We start from the raw sequence: 26,184 nt of genomic DNA on the forward strand, positions 1-26,184 counted from the left end.
TGTATCCTTGCCTACTCCGTGACAGCGCGCTCCGGCATGACCCGGGCGCACCACCATGAACGATTCGTATCCCAGTCGTAAGCCAACCGACAAACCGCAAGAAAAGCGCTCGCTGCTCGAGCGCCTGACCGACTTCATCTCGCCCGAGCCCGAATCCCGCGGCGAGCTGCTGGAAATCCTCCAGGACGCCCACGAACGCAACCTGATCGACGCCGATTCGCTGTCGATGATCGAAGGCGTGTTCCAGGTGTCCGACCTGTGCGCGCGCGACATCATGGTGCCGCGCGCACAGATGGACGCGATCAACATCGCCGACAAGCCCGAGGATTTCATCCCGTTCGTCCTCGAAAAGGCGCACTCGCGCTACCCCGTGTACGAGGAGAACCGCGACAACGTCATTGGCGTGCTGCTCGCGAAGGACCTGCTGCGTTTCTATGCCGAAGAGGAATTCGACGTGCGCGGGATGCTGCGCCCGGCCGTGTTCATTCCCGAATCGAAGCGCCTGAACGTGCTGCTGCACGACTTCCGCGTGAACCGCAACCACCTCGCGATCGTCGTCGACGAATACGGCGGCGTCGCGGGCCTGATCACGATCGAGGACGTGCTCGAGCAGATCGTCGGCGACATCGAGGACGAATACGATTTCGACGAGGAAGCCGGCAACATCATCTCGGGGCCCGACGGCCGCTACCGCGTGCGTGCGCTCACCGAGATCGAACAGTTCAACGAGACGTTCGGCACCGATTTCCCGGATGACGAAGTCGATACGATCGGCGGGCTGATCACGCATCATTTCGGCCGCGTCCCGCATCGCGGCGAGAAGCTGCAGCTCGGCAACCTCGTGTTCGAGATCCAGCGCGGCGATGCGCGCCAGGTCCACGTGCTGCTGGTGCGCCGCAACCCGCTCGCCAGCCGTCGCGCCGAAACCTCGCACGAGGACTGACCGTCGCGCGCCAGCCGCGCGTTCCACAACCGCTCGCCCACTTTCGCTTCACATGGACGATCCGATCCTGTCCCGCCCGGCTGGCGGCCTTCTCGCGCCGCCTCCCGGGCGCGCGCTGCCGCGCTGGCACTACCCGGCCGCGCTGCTCGCCGGCGCCGCCAATACGCTCAGCTTCGCGCCGACGCCGCATGGCGGCTGGCTGCAACTCGTCGTATTCGTCTGGTTTTTCGCGCAGCTCACGCGCACCGCGAGCTGGCGCAGCGCCGCGCTCACCGGCGGCGCGTTCGGCTTCGGCAACTTCATCAGCGGCATCTGGTGGCTCTACATCAGCATGCACGTCTACGGCGAGATGGCCGCACCACTCGCGGGCGGCGCGCTCGTGCTGTTCTCGCTGTACCTGTCGCTGTACCCGGCGTTCTCCGCCGGGCTGTGGTCGTTCTGCGCAGGCCATGCGTGGCATCGCCGCACGCCCGACCCGAGGCCGTTTTCGCCGACCTGGCACGGCGCATTCGCATTCGCGAGCGCATGGGCACTCGGCGAATGGCTGCGCGGCACTGTCTTCACCGGCTTCCCGTGGCTCGCAAGCGGCTATCCGCAGGTCGACGGCCCGTTCGCGGGCTTCGCGCCGGTCGCCGGGGTGTACGGGATCGCGTGGGTACTCGCGTTGTTCGCCGCGCTCGTCGTGCAGGCGCTCGCCGCCGCCCGGCCGTCGCCGCTCGCCGAACCCCGTGCCGGCAATGTGCGCGTGCGCATCGCCGCGCCGGCCGGCATCGCGGTCGCGCTGATCGCGGCCGGTCTCGGGCTGTCGCAGGTCACGTGGACCGTGCCCGCGAACGCGCCGCTCACCGTGCGGCTGCTGCAGGGCAACGTGAAGCAGGACATCAAGTTCGAGGAAGCGGGCATCGACGCGGCGATCAAGATGTACACGCAGATGATCGTCGAGAAGCCGGCCGACCTGATCGTCACGCCCGAAACCGCGATCGCGGTGATGATCCAGGAGTTGCCCGAGCCGTTCGCCGTCGCGATCCGCAAGTTCAGCGACACGACGGGCTCGGCCGTGCTGTTCGGCGCGGTCGGCGCATCGGTGACCGAGGACGGCCACTACGTCGACTATACGAACAGCCTGTACGGCGTGACGCCGAATTCGCGCGACATCTATCACTACGACAAGCACCACCTCGTGCCCTTCGGCGAATTCATCCCGTGGGGCTTCCGGTGGTTCGTCGACCTGATGAAGATGCCGCTCGGCGACTTCGCGCGCGGCGCGCCGGTGCAGAAGCCGTTCCTCGTGCACAACCAGCCGGTGATGGCCGACATCTGCTATGAGGACTTGTTCGGCGAGGAAATCGCCGCGACGATCCGCGACAACCCGCAGCCGCCGGGCGTGCTCGTCAACGTGACGAACCTCGCGTGGTTCGGCGACACGATCGCGCTCGACCAGCACCTGCAGATCGCGCGGATGCGCTCGCTCGAGACGGGCCGGCCGATGCTGCGCTCGACCAACACGGGGATGACGGCCGCGATCGATGCGCGCGGCCGCGTGCTCGGCCAGCTGAAACCATTCACGATCGGCTCGCTCGACGTGCGGATCGAAGGCACGAGCGGCTTCACGCCTTACGTGACGAGCGGCAACAACATCGTGCTCGCGGTGTCGTTCGTACTGCTCGCGTTCGGCTTCACGTTCGGCCCCGGGCTGCGCCGGCGCAACGGCCGGAACAACGGCGACGCCCCGCCGCAATGATGCGGTACGCCGCCGCTGCGCAGCGCGTAGTGGCGGCCGCCGCATGCAGCGGCCCTCGAGCGCGAACCGGCCGGCCGCTCAGCCCTGCCGGGCCGACTCCGCCGACACTGCCGCCTGAACCGGTTGCGCAGAAAGGCGCCGCAGGTCGCGGCTCACCTTCTCCATCACCGGCTCCCACGCGCCGAACGCCGGCTGCCGGTACAGTGTCGCGGTCGGGTACCACGGACTGTCCGTGCGTTCGAGCAGCCAAGGCCAGTGCGGATTCACGTCGAGCAGCACCCACGTGCGCGCGCCGAGCGCGCCCGCCAGGTGCGCGACCGACGTGCACACGGTGATCACCAGATCCAGCGCGCCGATGAACGCGGCCGTATCGTCGAAGCTCGTCAGTTCCGCCGTGAAGTCCTCGATCGCGAAGCCGGCCGCGCGCGCCGCCGCGACATCCGCCTGCGCACCCGGCTGCAGCGAATGAAACGCGACGCCGTCGATCCCGCGGAACGCGTCGGCATAACGCTCGAGCCCGACGCGCCGGAACGGATTGCGCTGGTGCCCCGCGCTGCCGGTCCACACGAGCCCGACCTTCAGCCGGCTGTCGCCCGCGAGCCGCGCGCGCCACGCGTCGCGCGCGAGCGGATCGGTATGCAGGTACGGCACCGACGACGCGAGCGTCGACGCTTCCATGCCGAGCATCAGCGGCAGGCCGATCAGCGGTATTTCGTAATCGAAGGCGGGCAGCACGTCGACGCCGCCGCCCGCGCTGAACGCATCCGCATGCGCGCCGAGGCTGCGCTGCATCAGCGTGCCCACCTGCGGGAACGTGTTCCATATGAGCCGGCCGCCCTCGCGATGCACGCGCTCGGCGAGCGGCGCGACGAAGCGGCAGAACTGCAGCACGTCGCCGAGCCCCTGCTCGCCCCACACGAGCAGCGTCTTGCCGGCGAGCGGCTCGCCCTGCCAGCGCGGGCCCGGCAGCACCGGCCGGCGGCCGCGCAACTCGCCCGCGCCGTCCCAGCGCGCCTCGTGGCCGCGCCAGCCGGCCGCATGGTTGCCGCGCACGAGCTGGATGATCGCCAGGTTGAAACGGTAGGACGCGTCGTCGGGCGCCAGCTCGCACGCGCGCGCCGCGCAGCGCTCGGCATCGTCCCAGCGCTGCGCCTCCTTCATCGCCATCGCGACGTTGTTCATCGCGAGCGCGTTGTCGGGCGCGAGCTCCACGAGCCGCGCGGCGCACGCGAGCGCGCCGTCCAGGTCGTGCGTCGCGATCCGCGCGACGACGAGGTTGATCCATGCCTGCACGTCGCGCGGATCGGCGCGCACGGCCGCGTCGAGCAGCGCGATCTCCTCCGCGCGGTCGCTGCCCGACAGCCGCAGCGCGATCGCGAGGTTGTTGCGCAGCGACGGCCGCTCGGCGTCGAGCGCCAGCGCCGCGCGATACGGCGCCACGGCGTCCGCGTGACGACCCGCCATCTGCAGCGCGTAGCCGAGATTGAAGTACGCGGTCGCGCCCGGCTGCACGCGCGCCGCGCATTCGGCGAGCGCGACCGCATCGGCCGTGCGCTGCCGCGTGAGGAGCGCGCCGGTGAGCTGCGCGAGCGCATCGGCGTCGACCGCATGCAGGTGCGCGGCGGCGGCCAGCCACAGATCGTGCGCGGCGGCCTCGCCGCGCGCCTGCGCGTCGGCGGCCTGCCCGAGCAGCGCGAGGAAGGGCGGAAGCAGCGGAATGAGGATGTCGGTCGGATCGTCCATGCAGTCGGGATCGGCAAGCGGTGGCGCGGCACGCGCCGCGCGCACCGCAATACGCGCATCTTAACGCCCGTGCGAAGCCGTGCGGCACGCGCGTCGCGACCTGCCGCGCGCGGCCGCCCGGTGCGCGCCGGCCGCGCCCGCGCAGGCCGCCCGGACGGGGCCGACGGCACGCCCGCCCGCGTTCCGGCCGCATCCGCTCGCCGATCCGGTAAAATTACGCGTTTCAGCACACTAACAAGCCGCGCCGCCGCGCGAGCCGACTCTCCGGGCCCCGCCCGGAGTGCCGCCCGCAACGGAGCGCCAGCGCCACGAAGGCTCTTCATGCTTACGTTTCAGCAAATCATCCTGACGCTGCAGTCCTACTGGGACAAGCAGGGTTGCGCCCTGCTCCAGCCCATCGACATGGAAGTCGGTGCAGGCACGTCGCACGTGCACACGTTCCTGCGCGCGGTCGGCCCCGAGCCGTGGCGCGCCGCGTACGTACAGCCGTCGCGCCGCCCGAAGGACGGCCGCTACGGCGAGAACCCGAACCGCCTGCAGCACTACTACCAGTACCAGGTCGTGCTCAAGCCGGCACCGGAAAACATCCTCGACCTGTACCTCGGCTCGCTCGAGGCGCTCGGCTTCGACCTGCAGCAGAACGACGTGCGCTTCGTCGAGGACGACTGGGAAAACCCGACGCTCGGCGCGTGGGGCCTCGGCTGGGAAGTGTGGCTGAACGGGATGGAAGTCACGCAGTTCACATATTTCCAGCAGGTCGGCGGCCTCGACTGCAAGCCGGTGCTCGGCGAGATCACGTACGGCCTCGAGCGCCTCGCGATGTACCTGCAGAAGGTCGAGAACGTGTACGACCTCGTGTGGACCGAGTGGGAAGAGCAAGGCCCGAACGGCCCCGAGCTGCGCCGCCTGTCGTACGGCGACGTCTACCACCAGAATGAGGTCGAGCAGTCGACCTACAACTTCGAGCACGCGAACGTCGACCTGCTGTTCACGTTCTTCAACAGCTACGAAGCGGAAGCGAAGAAGATGATCGACGCGCAGCTCGCGCTGCCCGCGTACGAGCTCGTGCTCAAGGCCGGCCACACGTTCAACCTGCTGGACGCGCGCGGCGCGATCTCGGTCACCGAACGCGCGGCGTACATCGGCCGCATCCGCGCGCTGTCGCGTCTCGTCGCACAGGCCTACTACGACTCGCGCGAGAAGCTCGGCTTCCCGATGCTCGGCAACCCGCCGGGCGTGCCGGGCCTCACCACCGACGCCCAGGATGCCGCCCAGCCGGCATGGGCGCCGCCGCTCAAGGTCGAACGCAAGATCGATCAGGACTGACGAGACGAGATTCAATCCAGACATGACGCACAATCATCCCGCCCCCCTGCTCGTCGAACTGCTGACCGAAGAGCTGCCGCCGAAGGCCCTCGCGCGCCTCGGCGACGCATTCGCCGAAGGCCTCGCGCAACGCCTCGCGGCACGCGACCTCGTCGACGGCGAACTCGTGTTCGAACGCTACGCCACGCCGCGCCGCCTCGCCGTCGTCGTGCAGAACGTGCGCGCCGTCGCACCTGAAAAGCAGGTCCGCGAAAAGGTCCTGCCCGTGTCGGTCGCGCTCGACGCCGAGGGCAAGCCGACCGCCCCGCTCGCGAAGAAGCTCGCGGCGCTCGGCCACCCGAACCTGTCGATCGCCGATCTCGAGCGCGCGCAGGACGGCAAGGCCGAAGCGTTCTTCATCAACTATTCGGCAGCCGGCGCGACGCTCGCCGACGGCCTGCAGGCCGCGCTCGACGAAACGCTCGAGAAGCTGCCGATCCCGAAGGTGATGACCTACCAGCGCCCGGACGGCTCCGACGTGAAGTTCGTGCGCCCGGTGCATCGCCTGACGGTGCTGCACGACGACCGCATCGTGCCCGTCACCGCATTCGGCGTCGACGCCGGCGACACGACGCTCGGCCACCGCTTCCTGTCCGACGGCCTCGTCGCGATCCAGCATGCGCGCGCGTACGCCGACACGCTGCGCGACAAGGGCCGCGTGATCGCGCACTTCGCCGATCGCCGCGAAACGATCCGCACGCAGCTGAACGAACACGCGAACGGCGATACCGTCGTGATGCCCGAGTCGCTGCTCGACGAAGTGACGTCGCTGGTCGAATGGCCGGTCGTTTACCCGTGCCGCTTCGAGGACGAATTCCTGCAGGTTCCGCAGGAATGCCTGATCCTCACGATGCAGACGAACCAGAAGTATTTCGCGCTGACCGACGTCGGCGGCAAGCTGCGCTCGCGCTTCCTGATCGTGTCGAACATCGAGACGAAGACGCCGGGCGAAATCATCGAAGGCAACGAGCGCGTCGTGCGCCCGCGCCTCGCCGATGCGAAGTTCTTCTTCGAGCAGGACAAGAAGAAGCCGCTCGCCGACCGCGTGCCGCAGCTCGCGAACGTCGTGTATCACAACAAGCTCGGTTCGGCGCTCGCGCGCGTCGAGCGCCTCGAGGCGCTGGCCGGCGAGATCGCCCCCGCGATCGGCGCCGACGCCGCGCACGCGAAGCGCGCCGCGCGCCTCGCGAAGGCCGACCTGCTGACCGACATGGTCGGCGAGTTCCCGGAACTGCAGGGCACGATGGGCACGTACTACGCGCGCCACGACGGCGAAGCCGACGACGTCGCGCTCGCGTGCGCCGAGCACTACCAGCCGCGTTTCTCCGGCGACGCACTGCCGACCACGCCCGTGTCGACCGCCGTCGCGCTCGCCGACAAGCTCGAGACGATCGTCGGCATCTGGGGGATCGGCCTCGCGCCGACCGGCGAGAAGGATCCGTTCGCGCTGCGCCGCCACGCACTCGGCGTGCTGCGCCTGCTGCTCGAGAAGCAGCTGCCGCTCGATCTCGTGTCGCTGCTGCGCACGGCCCATGCGCGCTTCGAAGGCGTGCCGGGCGTCGCCGAATCGACCGACGCGATCCTCGCGTTCTTCATGGATCGCCTGCGCGGCCTGCTGCGCGAGCGCGGCTATTCGGCCGGCGAAATCGATGCGGTGCTGAGCCTGAACCCGACGCGCGTCGACGATCTCGTCGCGCGCCTCGACGCGGTGCGCGAATTCACGCACCTCGCGGAAGCCGAAGCGCTCGCGGCCGCGAACAAGCGGATCTCGAACATCCTGAAGAAGTCGGACGGCGGCGCGAACGGTGCGGTGCAGCCGACGCTGCTCGTCGAGGCCGCCGAAAAGGCGCTGCACGAACAGCTCGCGGCCGTGACGCCGCACGTGCAGTCGCAGCTCGAGGCGCGTGCGTACACGGGCGCGCTGTCGGCGCTCGCCGCGCTGCGCGCACCGGTCGACACGTTCTTCAACGACGTGATGGTCAACGCGGAAGATCCGGCACTGCGCGCGAACCGTCTCGCGCTGCTGTCCGCGCTGCACCAGCAGATGAACTGCGTCGCCGACATCTCGAAGCTCGCCGCATAAGGGCCGCACGATGCCGACCAGCCCCAACCGAAAGCTCGTCGTCCTCGACCGGGACGGCGTGATCAACGTCGATTCGGATGCGTTCATCAAGACGCCCGACGAATGGATCGCGCTGCCCGGCGCCCTCGAGGCGATTGCCCGGCTCAACCACGCGGGGTATCGCGTGGTCGTCGCGACCAACCAGTCCGGCATCGGTCGCGGGCTGTTCGACATGGCCGCGCTCAACGAGATGCACCTGAAGATGCATCGCGCGGCGGCCGCGGTCGGCGCGCGGATCGACGCGGTGTTCTTCTGCCCGCACACGGCCGAGGATCACTGCGACTGCCGCAAGCCGAAACCCGGGATGATGCAGATGATCGCCGAGCGCTTCGAGATCGATCCCGATCACACGCCGGTGGTCGGCGATTCGCTGCGCGACCTGCAGGCCGGCGTCGCGGTCGGCTTCCAGCCGTACCTCGTGCTCACCGGCAAGGGCAAGAAGACGCTCGCCGCCGGCAACCTGCCGCCCGGCACGAAGGTCCACGACGACCTGCGCGCGTTCGCGCTCGATTTCCTTTCACACGAACACGAGTGATGCGGCCGCCGCCGCATCCTCCCTAACGCCAGACTTACGCCGATGCGCTTCGTCCGCTCCCTGCTGCTGCTGATCTACTTCGTCGTGTACACGGTGCCGTACGCCACCGCGTGCTTCATCGCCTTTCCGTTCATGCGCGCCGACGCGCGCTACTGGATGGCGGCCGGCTGGTGCAAGTCCACGCTGTGGGTCGTGCGCTGGCTGAACGGCATCCGCTACCGGATCGAAGGCTACGAGAACCTGCCCGACGGCCCGGCCGTGCTGCTGTCGAAGCACCAGTCCGCATGGGAAACGCTCGCGTTTCCCGCGCTGATGCCGAAACCGCTCTGCTACGTGTTCAAGCGCGAGCTGCTGTACGTGCCGTTCTTCGGCTGGGCGCTCGGGCTGCTGCACATGGTCAACATCAACCGCAAGGAAGGCAAGAACGCGTTCACGTCGGTGATCCGCCAGGGCAAGAAGCGCCTGTCGGAAGGCGCATGGATGATCATGTTCCCGGAAGGCACGCGCACGCCGGTCGGCAAGCAGGGCAAGTACAAGACGGGTGGCGCGCGCTTCGCGATCGAAACCGGCGCACCCGTCGTACCGATCGCGCACAATGCAGGCCGGGTGTGGCCGCGCAACTCGTTCACGAAATTCCCGGGCGTCGTCACCGTGTCGATCGGCAAGCCGATTCCCAGCGAGGGGCTAACGCCCGATGCATTGAACTCGCAGGTCGAAGCATGGATCGAAGCGGAAATGCGCCGGATCGATCCGGATTCGTATCGCCAGGCGGGCAACGCCGGCACGCGCGATGCCGCGCGTGTCTGACGCCCCCGGGTGGCAGCCGTTGCGTACGACAAAAAGAAGCGAACTGATGAAACAGCGTCCGCGGCCACGGCCTGCCGTCGTGGCCCTCGATCATCGCCAGATGGATCTGCCGCTCTTCGACGGGCCGGCCGCCGCGCCGTCGGCGCCCGCTGCCCCGCCCGCGCCGACCGAAGCGGCCCCCGCTGCGCCCCTCGATCCGGGCCCCGCGCCCGACCGCTCGCGCGTGCGGACGTTCGCACTCGACAGCCGCGTGCTCGAATACCGCCTGAAGCGCTCGGCGCGCCGGACGATCGGCTTCACGATCGACGGCAGCGGGCTGTCGATCACCGCGCCGCGCTGGGTCACGCTCGCCGACATCGAAGCCGCGATCGCCGAGAAACAACGCTGGATCTTCGCGAAGCTCGCCGAGTGGAAGACGCGCACCGAGCAGCGCGCGCTGCCGCAGATCGACTGGCGCGACGGCGCGCAGCTGCCCTATCTCGGCAAGACGGTGACGATCGCGCTCGGCGCGGGCGCCGTCGCATTCGACGCCGATGCATTGCGGCTCTCGCTGCCGCTGCCCGTGCAGGCCGACATGCAGCAGATCAAGGATCGCGTGCAGGGCTGGCTGCAGGGCGAAGCCCGGCGAATCTTCGGTGAACGCCTCGCGGTGTACGCGGAGAAGCTCGGCGTCACGTATTCGATGTATGCGCTGTCGTCGGCCGCGACGCGCTGGGGCAGTTGCTCGAGCGACGGCAAGATCCGCCTGAACTGGCGGCTGATCCATTTCCCGATGTCGATCATCGACTACGTCGTCGCGCACGAGCTGTCGCACCTGCGCGAAATGAACCACAGCCCGGCCTTCTGGCAGACCGTCGAGTCGATCTTCCCCGAGTTCCGCGAAGCGCGCCACACGCTCAAGCATCACCCGCCCGAGCTGCTGCCGTCGCTTTGACGCGCACGGCTTCGCCGCCCACGAAAAAGGGCGATGCGGGTCACTCCGCATCGCCCTTTTTTGCCGCCGCGCACATCGCACGCCACGGCCCGGTTCATCCGGCGCTCAGTGCGCCTTTTTCTGAATGAACTCGATCTTGTAGCCGTCCGGATCCTCGACGAACGCGATCACGGTCGTGCCGTGCTTCATCGGGCCCGCTTCGCGCGTGACCTTGCCGCCTTGCGCCTTGATCCTGTCGCAGGCCGCGTACGCGTCGTCGACTTCCAGCGCCAGATGGCCGAAACCCGTGCCGAGGTCGTAGGACGGGGTATCCCAGTTATGGGTCAGTTCGATCACCGTGTTGTTGCTTTCATCGCCGTAGCCGACGAATGCGAGCGTGAACTTGCCTTCCGGATAGTCGTCGCGGCGCAGCACCTTCATGCCGAGCAATTCGGTGTAGAACTTGATCGAGCGGTCGAGATCGCCGACTCGCAGCATCGTATGCAGAAATCGCATGTGTTGTACTCCTGTGGGGACTTTCCAGAACCGGGAACTCTACCAGAGTCGGGTGAACTTCGCCGGGGGCGCCTAGCCGGGGGCGCCCAGCTCGGGGCGCCTGGCCGGGGACGCCCGGCGGGTAACGCCTGCCGGCGCAAGGGCAACGCGGAAAACAGCACGCCCCTGCTCGCCCGACTACCGAGCGGATCGGGTAACATCCTTCCACCTCGCACCAAAAGCGGGCATGCGACCCACCGCCCGAACGCGACCACCCACTCCCCCTACCGCCACACTGCCGTGCGACACCGCCGATTCGAGCGCGCCGGATGCGCCCCCCTCCCGATCTCGCAGCCGCCGCACCGAACCGGCGAGGTTCGCCCATGAGTGCACTCGCTGCCCCCGTGCGCCGCGCGCTCGACATGCGCGCCGTCGGCCTGATGCTGCTGCTGTGCGCGATCTGGGGCTTCCAGCAGGTCGCGATCAAGAGCACGAACGCCGCGATCGCGCCGATGTTCCAGGCCGGGCTGCGCTCGGTGATCGCGGCGGCGCTGCTGTGGGGCTGGGCCCGCTCGCGCGGTACGCCGCTGTTTCAGGCGGACGGCACGTTCGGCGCGGGCCTCGCGGCCGGCGCGCTGTTCGCCGGCGAATTCATCTGCGTGTTCTTCGGGCTGACGCTGACGAGCGCATCGCACATGGCGATCTTCCTGTACACGGCGCCGTGCTTCACCGCGCTCGGCCTGCACCTGTTCGCACCCGGCGAACGGCTGCAGCGCACGCAGTGGGCCGGCGTCGGCCTGGCATTCGCCGGTATCGCGCTCGCGTTCGCGGACGGCTTCCTGAAGCCGCGCGCGCCCGGCGCATCCGTGCTGGCCGGGCTCGCCGGCGACGCGCTCGGGATCCTCGGCGGCGCGATGTGGGCCGCGACGACCGTCGTCGTGCGCTCGACGGCGCTCGCACGGGCGAGCGCGAGCAAGACGCTGTTCTACCAGCTCGCGGTATCGGCGGTCGTGCTGGTCGCGCTGGCCGCACTGTTCGGCCAGATGTCGTTCGCGCACGTCACGCCGGTCGCGGTCGCGAGCCTCGCGTACCAGTCGGTGATCGTCGCGTTCGTCAGCTACCTGTCGTGGTTCTGGCTGCTGACGCGCTACAGCGCGTCACGACTGTCCGTCTTCACGTTCCTGTCGCCGCTGTTCGGCGTTGCGTTCGGCGTGCTGCTGCTCGGCGAATCGGTCGGCTGGCGCTTCATGTCGGCGGCCGCGCTCGTGCTGACGGGCATCGCGCTCGTCAACGCGCCGCCGCGCAAGCGCGCGTAACGACACCCGGTCGCGGCCCGGCATCGACGAATACGGCGCGGGGAAAAATGAAAAAGGCTGCCCGCCAGGGCAGCCTCGTGAACCTCGAGCCGGCGTGCGACGCGCGCATGACGCACGCGCTGCCGTTACTCCGCGGCCTTGCGCACCTTCGCCAGCGCCTGCGCCACGCCGACGTACTCGGCCACGCTCACATCCTCCGCACGGCGCGCGAGATCGAAGCCGAGCGCATCGAAATCGATCGTCTCGCGATAGTCGCCGAGCGTATTGCGCAGCATCTTGCGGCGCTGCGAGAACGCCGCGGTGACGATTTCGCCGAGCAGCCCGGGATCGACATCCGGCAGTTCGTGCGGCTCGTACGGAATCATCCGGACGATCGCCGAATCGACCTTCGGCGGCGGCTGGAACGATTCCGGCGGCACGTCGAGCATCTTTTCCATCACGTAGCGGTACTGCAGCATCACCGACAGACGCGAAAACGCCTTCGTGCCCGGCTCCGCGACCATCCGTTCGACGACTTCGTTCTGCAGCATGAAGTGCTGGTCGATGACCGCGTCGGCGAACGTCATCAGGTGAAACAGCAGCGGGCTGGAAATGTTGTAAGGCAGGTTGCCGACGATCCGCAACGACGGCTTGTCGCCGGGTGCCGCGAGCGAGCGGAAGTCGAACGCGAGCGCGTCGCCTGCATGCAGTTCGAGCAGCGCGCCGAAGCGTTGCTGCAGGCGCCCGATCAGGTCGCGGTCGAGCTCGACCGCATGCAGCGGCGACTCGGGCGTCGCGAGGCGCGCGATCAGCGGCTCGGTCAGCGCGCCGAGCCCGGGGCCGATCTCGACCATGCGCTGGCCGCGCGCGGGACCGATCGTCGCGACGATCGAGTCGATCACGCCGTGATCGACGAGGAAGTTCTGCCCGAAGCGCTTGCGCGCGAAATGGCCTTGGTGCTGTCTGCTGTTCGACATCGACTGAGTAAAACGAAAAATACGACGAATGAGGTAAAGCCGGGCCGCGTCAGGCGGTGCGGCGATGGCGCGCCATCGTGACGGCCGTGTCGAGCGCGGCGATCATGCTGCCCGGATCCGCGCGGCCCGTGCCGGCCAGATCGAGTGCCGTGCCGTGATCGACCGACGTACGGATGATCGGCAGCCCGAGCGTCACGTTGATGCCCTCGCCGAACGTCGCGTACTTCAGCACGGGCAGGCCCTGGTCATGGAACATCGCGAGCACGCAATCGGCATCGGCGAGGTGACGCGGCTGGAACAGCGTGTCGGCCGGATACGGGCCGCGCGCGTCGATGCCCTGCGCGTTCGCGCGGGCCAGTGCCGGCGAGATCACGTCGATCTCCTCGCGGCCGAGATAACCGTTCTCGCCCGCGTGCGGGTTCAGGCCCGTCACGAGAATGCGCGGCGCGGCCAGACCGAAGTCGCGCCGCAGGTCGCGATCGATGATCGCGAGCGTCTCGACGAGCCCGTCGACCGTCAGTGCGGCCGACACGTCCTTCAGCGGCAGGTGCGTGGTCGCGAGCGCCACGCGCAGCGGCCGGTGGCCGGTACCGGCCAGCATCATCACGACACGCGGCGTATGCGTGCGCTCCGCCAGGTATTCGGTATGGCCGGTGAACGGCACGCCCGCATCGTTGATCGTGCTCTTCTGCAACGGCGCGGTGACGATCGCGTCGTACCGGCCCGCCAGCGCGCCGTCGATTGCCGCGTCGAGCAGCCCGAGCACGTAAGGGCCGTTCGCCGCGTCCAGCCTGCCCGCCTGCGCGGGCACGGCGAGCGCGTGATGCGCGACCGACACCGGCCCCCTGCCGGCCAGCGTGGCCCGGTCGGCGCCGACGGCCGCCGCACGCGCGTCGAGCAGCGCTGCATCGCCGAGCACGGTGAAATGCGCGTCGGGCCAGCGCTGCGCGGCATCACGCAGCGCCTGAACGGTCAGTTCCGGGCCGACCCCCGCGGGTTCGCCGGTCGTGATCGCGATCTGCAGCGCGGGCGTGGTCATCGGAAGCTCGCTCAGTTCGCCGGGCCGACGCCGCCGATCTTGTACTGCACGTACGACGAATCGCGCAGCTCGCGCAGCCAGTCGGCATACGCCTGCTCGGCCTTGCGCTGGCCGATCGCCTGACGCGCGATATCCATCTGCTGCTGCACCGAACCTTCCGCTTCGCGGCGGCCCAGCACCTGGATCAGGTGATAGCCGTACTCGGTACGGATCGGCTGGCTGATCTGGCCGTCCTGCAGGTTGTTCATCGCGCGCTCGAATTCCGGCACGGTCTCGCCCGGGCTGATCCAGCCGAGATCGCCGCCCTGCGACGCCGAACCGTCCTGCGAATACGTGCGCGCGAACTTCGCGAAATCGCCGCCGGCCTCGACCTGGTTGCGGATGTCGGCCAGTTGCTGGCGCGCCTGGCCTTCGGACTTGCCTTCGCCCACGCGCAACAGGATGTGGCGCACGTGCGTCTGGACGATCTTCGGTGCGGCGGCCGACGCGCCCTGGCTCTGGCGACGATCGACGAGACGCACGATCTCGAAGCCGTCCGGCACGCGGATCAGCGTCGGGTTGACCTGGCCCGGGCGCAGCTTCGATGCGGCGTCGACGACGTCGGCCGGCAGCGCGCTCGGCGACTTGAAGCCGAGGTCACCGCCCTTCTTCGCGTCGTTCGCTTCCGAATTGTTCTTCGCGAGCTTCTCGAAATCGGCACCCGACTTCGCCTGCTGCAGCAACGCGTCAGCCTTCTTCTGCGCGGCTTCGATGTCGGCCTGCGGCGCGTTGGTCGGCGCCTTGATGAAGATGTGCTGGAAGCGCAGGTCCTGCTGCTGCGACGCGTTCGGCCCGCGCTGGCTCGCGATGTAGTTCGCGACCTCGGCGTCCGACACGGTGATCTTGCCGTCGACCTCGCGCTCGCGCAGCTTCGACAGCATCAGTTCGGTGCGCGCATCGCTCGTGAAGATGCTCCAGGGCACGCCTTGCGCCTCGAGACGCGCACGGTACTGGTCGAGCGTCATGCCGTTCGCCTGCGCGAGGCGCTGCAGCGTGGACTGTACCGTCGCGTCGTCGATGCGGATCCCGTCGTCCTTGGCCTTCTGCACCTGGATACGCTCGAGCACCATCTGGTTCAGCACCTGCGCGCGCAACTGGTCGGTCGGCGGCACGGGGGCGTTCTGCTGCTGCAGCCGGCGCGCGATCAGGCCGGCACGCTGGTCGAGTTCGCGGCCGGTGATCACGTCGTTGTTGACGACCGCGACGACTTCGTCGGCGAGCTGCGCACCTTGCGAACCGAGCGCCTGCGCCGCGGCCGGCGCAGAGGCGAGCAGCGCGGCCGCCGCAGCGAGGCTGGACACGACTGCCGCGAAACGAAGGGTTTTCTTCATTGCCACTGGAACTCCATTGAAATCGTGCTGACCGGTGCAGACAAGCCGGCGTTACTCGTAGTTGCTGAAGCGGGACATCGGCGGCGGCGGCGGCGGCAGCGGCGTGTAGCCCGGCACCCCGGCGCGGAACGCGGACACGAGGCCGTTGTCGACGGTCGACAGGCCCTTGAGCGTGAGCTGCATCATGAAGCGCGTCGACGAATTCTGCTGTCCGGACGAATTGATGCCGTTCGCCGCCCGCTGCACCCCGACCCCGAGCGCCCAGCAATCCGCGTCGTATTGTAAGCCGACCAGACCGTCGACCACGCGATCGCCGGCGAGATCGTAGTTGAAGCGGCCGATCGCATACAGGCGGCGCGTGAGCGGCCATTGCGCGGACACCAGGAACTGGTTGATCGGCTGGTTGTCGAGCGTGGTGTTCGCACGCGTATAGCGGTAGCCGACGTTGATCACGCGGCGCTCGCCCGGGCTGTAGCCGAAACCGACGCTCGACTTCACGAGCTGGTTGTTGTTCTGGTTGTACTGGAACGCCGTCTCGGACATGAAACCCGAGCCGAGCTTCAGCGCGGCCCCGACGATCAGGTCCGAGTGGCGCGCCAGCACCGCACTCTGCCCGGCATTCAGCGTGACGCGCTGATCGGCGAAGTAGTACTGCTGCGCGATCACGAAACGCGCACGCTCGTCGCCGGTGCGCGGATCGATGAAGCGCGAGGTCAGGCCGGCCGTGATGCGGTTCGCATCGGCGATCCGGTCGTTGCCGACGAACGTGTTCGGCTGGTAGATCTCCGCGAGGCCGAAGTCCGATTCCGCGGTGTCGAACAGCGGCGCGTTCGACTGGTCGCGATACGGCGTGTACACGTAGTACAGGCGCGGCTCGAGGGTCTGGATGAAATCCTGGCCGAACAGGCGCACCGAGCGGTCGAAGATCAGGCCCGAATCGAAGCTCACGGTCGGGATCGACTCGGTGAAGCGCTTCGGGCTGTTCGGCGTTTTCGACGACAGGTAGTTCAGGTCGTACGACGCGAAGTGGTACTGGACCTTCGGCACGACGAAGTAGCCGGGGCCGTACACGCCGTACGCGATGTACGGGTTGAAGACGATCCGGTCGCCTTCGGTCGCGTCGGCCGTCGTGATGCGGAACCGCGAATAGTCGGCTTCCGCGCCGAAGTCGAAGCCGCCGACGTTGTACTTCGTGTACTTCACGTTCAACTGCGGCTCGCGGCTGTACGGCGCGATCGACGGCGGCAGCGTCTGCCAGTGCTGGTAGCGCGCGAGCACCGACCACGGGCCGTTGTTGTACGTGAGGCCCGCTTCCTGCTGGTACAGCGTCTGCGTCCCGTTGATGAACTGGTTCGACGAACCCAGTTGCTCGGGATACAGATTGTCCGAGACCTTGTTGTAGTAGACGTAGCCGCCGAAACCGCCGCCGAAGTTCTGCTGGTGCTGCCAGTAGATCGCGTAGCGGTTGCGGTGCTCGAGCCGGTCATCCGGCAGGTAATTGGCCGTGAACGTGCCCGAATACGACGGCGACAGGTAGCGGAACGTCGCCTCGGTCATCACGCCGCGCCGCGAGATGATGCGCGGCGTGAGCGTCAGGTCGCGGTTCGGCGCGATGTTGAAGTAGTACGGCAGCGTCAGCTCGAAGCCGTTGCTCGAGTTCACCGAGAACGTCGGCGGCAGCAGGCCGCTGCGCCGCTCGCCCGACAGCGGGAACGTCATCCACGGGCTCGCGAAGATCGGCACGCCCTGGAAGAACAGCACGCCGTTGCGCGCGGTGCCTTCATCGGCGCCCGTATCGAAGTCGAAGCGGCTGCCCTTGATGTACCACGCGGGGTTCGTCGAGCACTGGCACGCGGTATAGGTACCGTTGACGAACACCGAGCGCTCGTTGTCGACCATGTCGACACGCTCCGCGCTGCCCGAGCCGCCCGTCACGTTGAAGTGATACTTCGGCGCCGTCATGAAGCCCTGGTTCGCCTCGATCTTCAGGTGCGCCTCGGGGCCCGCGAACGACGTGCCGGAATTGATCACCCTGACCTGGCCGTACGCATCGGCCATGTCGGTATCCTGATCGTAGTGGATCGCGTCGGCCTTCACGACGGCGTCACCGCGCCGCAGCTCGGCCGAACCCTTCGCGGCGAGATCCTGCTCGGCGGTGCCGCTCGTGTGGTCGGCGATCACGAAGGCGGCCGGCTTCGCGCCCTCCTTCAGCGGACGATCCTCGAGCTGGGGCGCGAGACGCAGATCCCACGGCGAGTCGAGCGGCTGCGGCTGCGCGGCCGCGCCCGACAGCTGCGCGTACGACACGGCCGGCACGAGGCCGGGCACGGCCAGGAGCGCGAGCGCGAGCCGCCGTTTGCGCGGCACCCCGTCACCGGGGAAAACATTCGGGAATAGCGGTTTGGGCGGCATCTATCGTTTGGCGAATCGCCCCTTGTCAGCCGCGCCGTCGCGGCACATTCGCGCACGGCGGGCCGCGCCGTCGCACCGCGACTGCGGCTGAGCGCAAACCGGGGAGGCGATCGGGTGGCGGCGCGACAGGCGGCGGGCCTGCACGGCGGAAAGCTGACGCGGGGTGCGTCAAAAAAGTCGTGGGGTATTATATGGCAAGACGTTCCCCCCTCCTCCGAGTTTCATGACGCCCCCATCCGCCGCATCCCAGCCCGACGCCCGCCTCGAAGCGCTCACCGCGTGGCTGCACCCGCTCGCCGAGCGCTACGCGCTCGACCTGTCGACCCTCGCGCCCGCATCGTCGGACGCCAGTTTCCGCCGCTATTTCCGGATTGCGTCGGCCACGAGCGCCGGCGGCACGCTGATCGCCGTCGACGCGCCGCCGCCCGAGAAGTGCCGCGAGTTCGTCCAGGTCGCGCAGCTGCTCGCCGCGGCCGGCGACCATGTGCCGGACGTGCTGGCCCACGATTTCGACGCGGGTTTCATGCTCGTGACCGATCTCGGCCGCACGCCGTACATCTCGGTGCTCGATCCGGCCGACCCGGCCGCCGCGAAACCGCTGATGCGCGAAGCACTCGACGCGCTGATCCGCTTCCAGCTCACGTCGAAACCCGACGTGCTGCCGCCGTTCGACGAGGCGTTCCTGCGCCGCGAGATGGAGCTGATGCCCGAATGGTTCGTCGGCCGCCACCTCGGCAAGCCCGTCACCGACGCGATGCGTGGCACGCTCGACCGCACCTTCGCGCTGCTGGTCGCGAGCGCCCACGCGCAGCCGCAGGGTTTCATGCTGCGCGACTTCATGCCGCGCAACCTGATGGTGTGCGAGCCGAACCCGGGCATCCTCGACTTCCAGGACGCCGTCTACGGGCCGCTGACGTACGACGTCGTGTCGCTGCTGCGCGACGCCTTCATCAGCTGGGACGAGGAGTTCGAGCTCGACTGCTTCGCGTACTACTGGGAAAAGGCGAAAAAGGCCGGGCTGCCGGTCGATCCCGATTTCGGCGAGTTCTACCGCCAGCTCGAATGGATGGGGCTGCAGCGCCACATCAAGGTGCTCGGCCTGTTCGCGCGCATCAATTACCGCGACGGCAAGCCCCATTACCTGAACGACCTGCCGCGCTTCATCGCGTATGCGCGCAAGGTCGCGCTGCGCTACCGCCCGCTCGTGCCGTTCGCGAAGCTGCTCGACGAGCTCGAGGGCAACGCGCCGGCCGACGTGGGCTATACGTTCTGATCGTTCCGACTTTCCTGACACCCGGCCGAACATGAGCAACACCCTGACGACGGCGATGATCTTCGCCGCCGGGCGCGGCGAACGGATGCGCCCGCTCACCGACACCCGCCCGAAGCCGCTCCTCGAAGCGGGCGGCAAGCCGCTGATCGCGTGGCAGATCGAAGCGCTCGCACGCGCGGGTATCGAGACGATCGTGATCAACCACGCGTGGCTCGGCGAACAGATCGAGGCCGCGCTCGGCGACGGGTCGCGCTGGGGCGTTCGGCTCGCGTACTCGGCCGAAGGCGAGGCACTGGAAACCGCGGGCGGCATCGCGCAGGCGTTGCCGCTGCTCGAGCGCGACGGACAACCGGCCGTGTTCGCGGCGGTCAGCGGCGACGTGTACTGCGCCTTCGACTACCGGACGCTCGCGCCGCGCGCCGCCCGGATGGCCGCGCTCGACGCGCCGGCGATGCACCTCGTGATGGTGCCGAACCCGCCGTTCCACCTGGCCGGCGACTTCGCGCTCGGCGACGACGGCCGCCTGGCGCTCGACGGCGCCGCGCGCTTCACGTTCGGCAACATCGGCCTGTACGACACGCGGATGTTCCGCGATCTCGCGCCCGGCACGCGACGCGCGCTGACGCCGTACTATCGCGCGGCGATCGAAGCCGGCCGCGCGAGCGGCGAACTGTACGAAGGTATTTGGGAAAACGTCGGCACGCCCGCGCAGCTCGGCGAGCTCGACGCGCGGCTGCGCGCCGCGGGCTGATCGTTTCGCGGCTGGGTGGCTGGGTGGCTGAGCGGCTGAGCGGCTGAGCGGCTGAGCGGCTGAGCGGCGGTTCGGCGGTTCGGCGGTTCGGCGGTTCGGCGGTTCGGCGGTTCGGCGGTTCGGCGGTTCGGCGGTTCGGCGGTTCGGCGGTTCGGCGGTTCGGCGGTTCGGCGGTTCGGCGGTTCGGCGGTCGATACCCCGACTCGTCAACGACCGCGCGACCGACCGGCGCCGGACCAAGCTCCAGGATCCGATGTCGCCGACGCTCCGCCGAGTCACCCGACCCTGACGGCACCACACCGCCCGTTCCTGCCGCGCACCGCTCAATACCCGCGCCTACGCGGCCTCTGCCTCTTCCCCGCCCGCCGCCGCGCGCTGCTGCTGCAGCGCCCACATCTGCGCATACAACCCGTCGGCGCGCACGAGTTCGTCGTGCGTGCCGCGCTCGACGATCCGCCCGTGATCCATCACGAGGATCTGCTGCGCGTGCACGACCGTCGACAGCCGGTGCGCGATCACGAGCGTCGTACGATGCCGCGCGATCTGGTCGAGCTCGTGCTGGATCGCCCGCTCCGAGCGCGAATCGAGCGCCGAAGTCGCCTCGTCGAACAACAGCACCGGCGGATCCTTCAACAGCGTGCGCGCGATCGCGACGCGCTGCTTCTCGCCGCCAGACAGCTTCAGCCCGCGCTCGCCGACCGGCGTGTCATAACCCTTCGGCAAGCTTTCGATGAAATCGTGGATGTGCGCGGCGCGCGCGGCCGCGATCACCTCGTCGCGGGTCGCGCTCGGCCGGCCGTACGCGATGTTGTAGTAGATCGAGTCGTTGAACAGCACGGTGTCCTGCGGCACGATCCCGATCGACGCACGCAGCGAATCCTGCGTGACGTCGCGGATATCCTGGCCGTCGATCCGGATCGCGCCGCCCGCCTGCCGGTCGAGATCGTAGAAACGAAACAGCAGCCGCGACAGCGTCGACTTCCCGGAGCCGCTGTGGCCGACCACCGCGGTCGTCGTGCCCGCGTCGATCGTGAAGGACACGTCGTGCAGGATCGGCCGCGACGCCTCGTACGCGAAATTCACGTGCTCGAAGCGCACCTGCGCGCCGGCGACCGCGAGCGGCCGCGCATCGGGCAGGTCGGCCACTTCCTTCGCGGCCGACAGCAGCCCGAACATCCGGTCCATGTCGGTGAGGCTCTGCTTCAGCTCGCGATAGACGACGCCGAGAAAGTTCAGCGGAATGTACAGCTGCAGCATGAACGTGTTGATCAGCACGAGATCGCCGAGCGTCAGCTTGCCCGCGAGCACGCCCTGCGTCGCGCGCCACAGGATGAACACGAGCCCCGTGCCGATGATCGCCTGCTGGCCGAAGTTCAGCACCGACAGCGAATTCTGCGAGCGGATCGCGGCTTTCCGGTAGCGCTTGAGATTCTCGTCGTAACGCTGCGCCTCCCACTCCTCGTTGCCGAAATACTTGACCGTCTCGTAGTTGATCAACGAATCGATCGCCCGTGAGTTCGCGCGCGAATCGAGTTCGTTCATCGTGCGGCGGAAATGCGTACGCCAGTTGGTGACCTTCACCGTGAACACGATGTACGTGACCAGCGCCGCGAACGTCACGTACGCGTAATACGCCTCGTACTTGACCACGAAGAAGCCGAGCACGAGCCCGACCTCGACGAGCGTCGGCAGGATGCTGTACAGCGAATACGAGATCAGTTGCTGGATGCCGCGCGTGCCGCGCTCGATGTCGCGCGACATGCCGCCCGTCTGGCGTTCGAGATGGAACCGCAGCGACAGCCCGTGCAGGTGCCGGAACACCTGCAGCGCGAGCTGGCGCACCGCGCTCTCGGTGACCTTCGAGAACAGGATCTCGCGCAGCTCGGTGAACAGCGACGTCGATAGCCGCACGAGCGCATAGGCGACGACCAGCAACCCGACGCCGCCCGCGAGCACGATGCCGGCCGACTGTTCGGCGCGGCCGAGCGCGGTGATCTGCTGGACGTAGGACAGGTGGTCGACGATGCGCTTCATCACGACCGGCACGCCGAGGTTCGCGACCTTCGCGCCGATCAGGCAGCCGAGCGCGAGCGCGACGCGCCATTTGTAGGTGGTCAGGTACGGCAGCAGCGACCGGATGGTCTGCCAGTCGTTGCGGGGCCCGGTCGAAGCCGGCGCGGGCTCGCCGGAAGCAGGAAATCGGCGCATGAGGGGAAGGATCGGCGGCGGTGCCGGGCGCGTGATCGGCGGCCGGCTCGCTCACTTTCTCGTACAATTTGCGAACGTTGTATTGTCGCAGAAGCCGCTTCGCGCCGCTGCCGGCGCCCTCGCCGGCCGGCCTGCGCACGGCGGCATGTTTCTTACAGGATGAAAGCCCCCGCCATGACCGATTCGACCCTCGAACTCCCGCAAAAACAGCCCGCGCTGCGCGTCGTCCCGCAACCGCACGACGCGAACGTCCACGGCGACGTGTTCGGCGGCTGGATCATGTCGCAGGTCGACATCGCCGGCTCGATCCCCGCGAGCCAGCGCGCGAACGGTCGCGTCGCGACGGTCGCGGTCAACTCGTTCGTGTTCAAGCAGCCGGTGTTCGTCGGCGATCTGCTGAGCTTCTACGCGACGATCATGCGCACCGGCAACACGTCGATCACGGTCGACGTCGAGGTGTACGCGCAGCGCATGCGCCTGATGGGTGAAATCGTGAAGGTCACCGAAGCGACGCTCACCTACGTCGCGACCGGCCCCGACCGCAAGCCGCGGCAACTGCCGCCGCTCTGACGGACGAGCGCCGAACGGCGCTCCCCCTCCACCCGGCTGCGGCCACCTCAGTGCGTGGCCGTCAGCCCGAACTCCCGCATCGCGGGCAGGAAATCGTGGTTCAGCTTCGGCTTGCGCGACAGCTTCACCAGCACGTAGCGCTGGAACGGCGCAAGCCGCTGCCACTGCGCGAGCCCGGGCGCCGTCAGCCCGGCCAGCGCGCTCTGCTGCACGAGCGACTCCGGCACGATGTCGGTGGCGCGCCAGGCCGGCTGCTCGTCCGGCTGGAACCACGAGGGCTCCAGATCCGCGTGCGTACGCAGCATTTCGAACAGCGCGTGATCGAAGTTGGGCTCGATCGCGGTGTCGTCGTCGGCCGGAAAGCGTGCGAGCAGCTTGCGGTCCTCGAGCGGCAGCAGTTGCCACTGCTCCAGCGAAATCCGCAGACCGAAACGGTCGAGATTGAAACGCACGATCATCGGGATGTACGTGAAGTTTTCCGACGATTCGTGTTCGAAGGCGAATAGCAGTGGAGCGTCGCTGAGTCCCATGATCGTTACCTGATGTGGCGGATGCCGGCGCGGCCGGCTTGCCTGGGGTATTTTAGAACCTCTGCGTGCGGGCGGCGGATACGAATGCCGCCGCCCGCGCGCCGAATCAACGGGAGTGCTCGTGAATCCGACCGAATCCGGTGAAATGCGCGACGAACCGCGCGGCGCGATCGAACTGTCCGTACGCCGCACGCGCGGCGGCGCCGTCGAAACCGCGCACGACTACGTGGGCCAGGAGTGGCCCGTCGCACTCGTCTTCAACGGCATCTCGCACGCGGTGATGATGTGTACGCCGTGCGACCTCGAAGCGTTCGCGGTCGGCTTCGCGATCTCGGAAGGGATCGTCGCGCGCGGCAGCGACATCAAGGACATCGAGGTGATCCTGCACGCCGACGCCCCGCTGCCGCATGCGGAAGTCCACCTGGAGGTCGTCCAGCAGGCGTTCGCCGCGCTGAAGGACCGGCGCCGCGCGCTCGCGGGGCGCACCGGCTGCGGCGTATGCGGGATCGAAAGCATCGACCTGCTCGACCTCGCGCCCGAGCGCGTGCCCGATACGGGCTTTCTCGCGCGCCTCGCCCCCGACGCGCTGACGCGCGCGGCGCAGGCGCTGCCGGCGCATCAGGCGCTCACACGGCTCACGGGCGGCCTGCACGCGGCCGCGTGGTGCGACGCAACAGGCGCGATCCGGATGGCGTTCGAGGACGTCGGCCGCCACAACGCGCTCGACAAGCTGATCGGCTCGCTCGTGCTGTCGCGCGCCGACGCGACCGACGGCTTCGTGTTCCTGTCGAGCCGCGCGAGCTACGAGCTCGTGCGCAAGGCCGCACGGGTCGGCATCCCGCTGGTGGCGACGATCTCCGCGCCGTCGTCGCTCGCGATCGAAATCGCAAAAGCGGCCGGCTTGCGGCTCGTCAGCTTCTGCCGCGAAACCGGCCACGTCGACTACGGCACGGCCTGATCGCGTTCGCGGCGGCGCGCCGGCGAGCCATCGCCGGCACGGCCTGCTCCGTCAGTCGAACTGACGGAAATCCGGCTTGCGCTTCTCGAAGAACGCCGTCATCGCCTCGCGCGCTTCGGGCGCGCGCAGCATCGCGGCGAAGTGGCCCGCCTCCTCGGCCATCCGCGCGGACGTCGCCACACCGCCCGTATCCTTCAGCAGCGCCTTCGTCACGCGCAGCGATGCCGCCGGCAGCGCCGCGAGCTTCGCCGCCTGCTTCGCCGCGAACGCGTCGAGCTCGGCCGCCGGCAGCACGCGGTTGACGATGCCGATGCGGTGCGCTTCCAGCGCATCGAACGCCTCGCCGAGCAGCAGCTTCTCGGCGGCGACCTGATGGCCGGCCAGGCGCGGCAGCAGCACGCTCGACGCAGCTTCCGGGCACAGGCCGAGCTGCGCGAACGGCAGCGAGAACGTCGCGGTGTCGGCTGCGTACACCAGATCGCAGTGCAGCAGCATCGTCACGCCGACGCCGATCGCGAGGCCCGGCACGGCGGCCACGATCGGCTTGCTCGCGGTGCTGATCCGCGCAAGGAACTGGAACACCGGAGCGGTGTCGTCCTTCGGCGGCGCCTTCATGAAATCCTCGAGATCGTTCCCCGCGGTGAAATTGCCGTCGCTGCCGCGCAGCAGGATCACGCGGATCGCCTTGTCTTCCTGCGCGTCGGCGAGCGCATCGGCCATCGTCTGGTACATCGCCGCCGTCAGCGCGTTCTTCTTCGCCGGGCGCGAGATCGTGATCGTCATCACGCCTTCGGCGCGTTCCACTTGAATTTCAGCCACAACCGTCTCCTTTGACTTTCCTCTACCGGAACGAGAAAACGGTGCGCGAGCTTGTGGCCCGCGCACCGTCGTCGCTTTGCGTCGTGTCCTGCTTACAGGCGTTCGATGATGCCCGCGGCACCCATGCCGGTGCCGACGCACATCGTGACCATCCCGTACTTCAGGTTACGACGGCGCAGGCCGTGCACGACGGTCGCCGCGCGGATCGCGCCGGTCGCGCCGAGCGGGTGGCCGAGTGCGATCGCGCCGCCCATCGGGTTGACCTTCGACGGGTCGAGGCCGAGATCGCGCATCACCGCCAGCGATTGCGCGGCGAACGCTTCGTTCAGCTCGATCCAGTCGAGATCGTCCTGCTTCAGGCCGGCGGCCTTCAGCGCGGCCGGAATCGCTTCCTTCGGGCCGATGCCCATGATTTCCGGCGGCACGCCGCGTACCGCGAAGCTCACGAAGCGCGCGAGCGGCGTCAGGTTGAATTCCTTCAGCACCTTCTCCGACACGACGAGCAGCGCACCCGCGCCGTCCGACGTCTGCGAGCTGTTGCCGGCCGTGACCGAGCCCTTGTTCGCGAATACCGTGCGCAGCTTCGCGAGGCCTTCGAGCGACGTGTCCGCGCGCGGACCTTCGTCGAGCTTGATCTCGCGCGTCTTCACGTCGACTTCGCCGGTCGCGAGGTTCGGGAAACGCTCGGTGATCGTGTACGCGGCGATCTCGTCGTTGAACTCGCCGGCCTGCTGCGCGGCAAGCGCCTTGCGGTGCGACTCGACCGAGAACGCGTCCTGGTCTTCGCGGCTCACCTTCCACTGCTCGGCGACGCGCTCGGCCGTCAGGCCCATCCCGTATGCGATGCCGAAGTCTTCATTGCGATCGAAGATGTGCGGCGACATCGACGGCTTGTTGCCCATCATCGGCACCATGCTCATCGATTCGCAGCCGCCCGCGAAGATCGCGTCCGATTCACCGACGCGGATGCGGTCGGCCGCCATCGCGAGCGCCGTGATGCCCGACGCGCAGAAGCGGTTGACCGTCACGCCGCCGACCGTCTGCGGCAGGCCCGCGAGCAGCGCGCCCATCCGCGCGACGTTCAGGCCCTGTTCGGCTTCCGGAATCGCGCAGCCGATGATCGCGTCCTCGATCAGCTTCGTGTCGAAGCCCGGCACCTGCGCAACCGCCGACTTGATCGCGTGGACCAGCAGCTCGTCCGGGCGCGTGTTCTTGAAGACACCGCGCGGAGCCTTGCCGATCGGCGTGCGGCTGGCGGCGACGATGTATGCGTCTTGCAATTGTTTGCTCATTTGAGACTCCTTGCCTTATCGCTCGC

General features: G+C 68.4%; 22 protein-coding genes. 12 read left to right on the plus strand and 10 right to left on the minus strand.

Annotated features, from left to right (window positions below; translation table 11 throughout):
- Nucleotides 1-55: 55 nt before the first annotated feature.
- Both APZ15_RS01350 and lnt read left to right on the plus strand, forming a co-directional pair.
- On the plus strand, nucleotides 56-943 hold the full coding sequence (locus tag APZ15_RS01350; protein WP_021160150.1) for an HlyC/CorC family transporter: 888 nt from the start codon (nucleotides 56-58) through the stop codon (nucleotides 941-943).
- Nucleotides 944-995: 52 nt separating this feature from the next.
- On the plus strand, nucleotides 996-2,684 hold the full coding sequence (lnt, locus tag APZ15_RS01355; RefSeq protein ID WP_027789176.1) for an apolipoprotein N-acyltransferase: 1,689 nt from the start codon (nucleotides 996-998) through the stop codon (nucleotides 2,682-2,684).
- A 78-nt stretch (nucleotides 2,685-2,762) separates the two neighbouring features.
- Here the strand turns inward: lnt and APZ15_RS01360 are convergent, their stop codons facing one another.
- Complete coding sequence (locus APZ15_RS01360; protein WP_027789175.1) at nucleotides 2,763-4,427, minus strand: tetratricopeptide repeat protein; 1,665 nt, start codon at nucleotides 4,425-4,427, stop codon at nucleotides 2,763-2,765.
- Between the two features lie 321 nt (nucleotides 4,428-4,748).
- Between APZ15_RS01360 and glyQ the strand changes: the two genes are divergently transcribed.
- From glyQ to APZ15_RS01385, 5 genes are read left to right on the plus strand one after another with little or no spacing between them, the layout of a single operon-like run.
- Entirely contained in the window at nucleotides 4,749-5,753 is a 1,005-nt protein-coding gene (gene glyQ, locus APZ15_RS01365) for a glycine--tRNA ligase subunit alpha (RefSeq protein WP_011885965.1), read from the plus strand.
- A 22-nt stretch (nucleotides 5,754-5,775) separates the two neighbouring features.
- Nucleotides 5,776-7,875 carry a glycine--tRNA ligase subunit beta gene (gene glyS, locus APZ15_RS01370; RefSeq protein ID WP_027789174.1) on the plus strand — a complete coding sequence of 700 codons (2,100 nt, stop codon included), beginning with the start codon at nucleotides 5,776-5,778 and terminating at the stop codon, nucleotides 7,873-7,875.
- Between the two features lie 10 nt (nucleotides 7,876-7,885).
- Complete coding sequence (gene gmhB, locus APZ15_RS01375) at nucleotides 7,886-8,449, plus strand: D-glycero-beta-D-manno-heptose 1,7-bisphosphate 7-phosphatase (RefSeq protein WP_027789173.1); 564 nt, start codon at nucleotides 7,886-7,888, stop codon at nucleotides 8,447-8,449.
- Between the two features lie 42 nt (nucleotides 8,450-8,491).
- A complete protein-coding gene (locus APZ15_RS01380; protein WP_021161198.1) occupies nucleotides 8,492-9,256 on the plus strand; it encodes a lysophospholipid acyltransferase family protein in 765 nt (254 codons plus the stop codon).
- A 46-nt stretch (nucleotides 9,257-9,302) separates the two neighbouring features.
- The gene (locus tag APZ15_RS01385; RefSeq protein WP_027789172.1) at nucleotides 9,303-10,190 is read left to right on the plus strand and encodes a M48 family metallopeptidase; all 888 of its coding nucleotides are present in this window, start codon (nucleotides 9,303-9,305) and stop codon (nucleotides 10,188-10,190) included.
- 105 nt (nucleotides 10,191-10,295) lie between these two features.
- Here APZ15_RS01385 and gloA read toward each other — a convergent pair whose 3' ends face one another.
- Nucleotides 10,296-10,685 (minus strand): lactoylglutathione lyase, encoded by a 390-nt coding sequence (gloA, locus tag APZ15_RS01390; RefSeq protein WP_027789171.1) that lies wholly within the window; start codon nucleotides 10,683-10,685, stop codon nucleotides 10,296-10,298.
- Nucleotides 10,686-11,047: 362 nt separating this feature from the next.
- Here gloA and APZ15_RS01395 point away from each other — a divergent pair, with 362 nt between their 5' ends.
- Nucleotides 11,048-11,980, plus strand: a complete 933-nt coding sequence (locus APZ15_RS01395; RefSeq protein WP_027789170.1) for a DMT family transporter — start codon at nucleotides 11,048-11,050, stop codon at nucleotides 11,978-11,980.
- A gap of 125 nt (nucleotides 11,981-12,105) precedes the next feature.
- Here APZ15_RS01395 and rsmA read toward each other — a convergent pair whose 3' ends face one another.
- The 4 genes from rsmA to APZ15_RS01415 are packed head-to-tail and all read right to left on the minus strand — an operon-like array spanning nucleotide 12,106 to nucleotide 17,757.
- Complete coding sequence (gene rsmA, locus APZ15_RS01400; RefSeq protein WP_027789169.1) at nucleotides 12,106-12,936, minus strand: 16S rRNA (adenine(1518)-N(6)/adenine(1519)-N(6))-dimethyltransferase RsmA; 831 nt, start codon at nucleotides 12,934-12,936, stop codon at nucleotides 12,106-12,108.
- Between the two features lie 49 nt (nucleotides 12,937-12,985).
- On the minus strand, nucleotides 12,986-13,975 hold the full coding sequence (pdxA, locus tag APZ15_RS01405) for a 4-hydroxythreonine-4-phosphate dehydrogenase PdxA (protein ID WP_027789168.1): 990 nt from the start codon (nucleotides 13,973-13,975) through the stop codon (nucleotides 12,986-12,988).
- 11 nt (nucleotides 13,976-13,986) lie between these two features.
- On the minus strand, nucleotides 13,987-15,345 hold the full coding sequence (locus tag APZ15_RS01410; protein ID WP_027789167.1) for a peptidylprolyl isomerase: 1,359 nt from the start codon (nucleotides 15,343-15,345) through the stop codon (nucleotides 13,987-13,989).
- Between the two features lie 51 nt (nucleotides 15,346-15,396).
- Nucleotides 15,397-17,757 carry an LPS-assembly protein LptD gene (locus APZ15_RS01415; protein ID WP_027789166.1) on the minus strand — a complete coding sequence of 787 codons (2,361 nt, stop codon included), beginning with the start codon at nucleotides 17,755-17,757 and terminating at the stop codon, nucleotides 15,397-15,399.
- A gap of 223 nt (nucleotides 17,758-17,980) precedes the next feature.
- Between APZ15_RS01415 and APZ15_RS01420 the strand changes: the two genes are divergently transcribed.
- Both APZ15_RS01420 and murU read left to right on the plus strand, forming a co-directional pair.
- Nucleotides 17,981-19,030 carry an aminoglycoside phosphotransferase family protein gene (locus tag APZ15_RS01420; RefSeq protein WP_027789165.1) on the plus strand — a complete coding sequence of 350 codons (1,050 nt, stop codon included), beginning with the start codon at nucleotides 17,981-17,983 and terminating at the stop codon, nucleotides 19,028-19,030.
- Between the two features lie 31 nt (nucleotides 19,031-19,061).
- On the plus strand, nucleotides 19,062-19,781 hold the full coding sequence (gene murU, locus APZ15_RS01425; RefSeq protein WP_027789164.1) for an N-acetylmuramate alpha-1-phosphate uridylyltransferase MurU: 720 nt from the start codon (nucleotides 19,062-19,064) through the stop codon (nucleotides 19,779-19,781).
- A gap of 336 nt (nucleotides 19,782-20,117) precedes the next feature.
- Here the strand turns inward: murU and APZ15_RS01430 are convergent, their stop codons facing one another.
- Nucleotides 20,118-21,989 carry an ABCB family ABC transporter ATP-binding protein/permease gene (locus tag APZ15_RS01430; RefSeq protein ID WP_027789163.1) on the minus strand — a complete coding sequence of 624 codons (1,872 nt, stop codon included), beginning with the start codon at nucleotides 21,987-21,989 and terminating at the stop codon, nucleotides 20,118-20,120.
- Nucleotides 21,990-22,163: 174 nt separating this feature from the next.
- Between APZ15_RS01430 and APZ15_RS01435 the strand changes: the two genes are divergently transcribed.
- Entirely contained in the window at nucleotides 22,164-22,559 is a 396-nt protein-coding gene (locus tag APZ15_RS01435; RefSeq protein ID WP_027789162.1) for an acyl-CoA thioesterase, read from the plus strand.
- A gap of 47 nt (nucleotides 22,560-22,606) precedes the next feature.
- Here the strand turns inward: APZ15_RS01435 and APZ15_RS01440 are convergent, their stop codons facing one another.
- A complete protein-coding gene (locus APZ15_RS01440; RefSeq protein WP_027789161.1) occupies nucleotides 22,607-23,089 on the minus strand; it encodes a nitrate reductase associated protein in 483 nt (160 codons plus the stop codon).
- A 115-nt stretch (nucleotides 23,090-23,204) separates the two neighbouring features.
- Between APZ15_RS01440 and fdhD the strand changes: the two genes are divergently transcribed.
- Nucleotides 23,205-24,047, plus strand: a complete 843-nt coding sequence (fdhD, locus tag APZ15_RS01445; RefSeq protein WP_370448782.1) for a formate dehydrogenase accessory sulfurtransferase FdhD — start codon at nucleotides 23,205-23,207, stop codon at nucleotides 24,045-24,047.
- 51 nt (nucleotides 24,048-24,098) lie between these two features.
- On the opposite strand, the gene APZ15_RS01450 is transcribed toward fdhD, so the two are convergent.
- Entirely contained in the window at nucleotides 24,099-24,866 is a 768-nt protein-coding gene (locus tag APZ15_RS01450) for an enoyl-CoA hydratase (RefSeq protein ID WP_027789159.1), read from the minus strand.
- A 92-nt stretch (nucleotides 24,867-24,958) separates the two neighbouring features.
- On the minus strand, nucleotides 24,959-26,158 hold the full coding sequence (locus APZ15_RS01455) for an acetyl-CoA C-acyltransferase (RefSeq protein WP_027789158.1): 1,200 nt from the start codon (nucleotides 26,156-26,158) through the stop codon (nucleotides 24,959-24,961).
- Nucleotides 26,159-26,184 lie beyond the last annotated feature (26 nt).

It is taken from the genome of Burkholderia cepacia ATCC 25416 (genome assembly GCF_001411495.1).
GTDB lineage: Bacteria > Pseudomonadota > Gammaproteobacteria > Burkholderiales > Burkholderiaceae > Burkholderia > Burkholderia cepacia.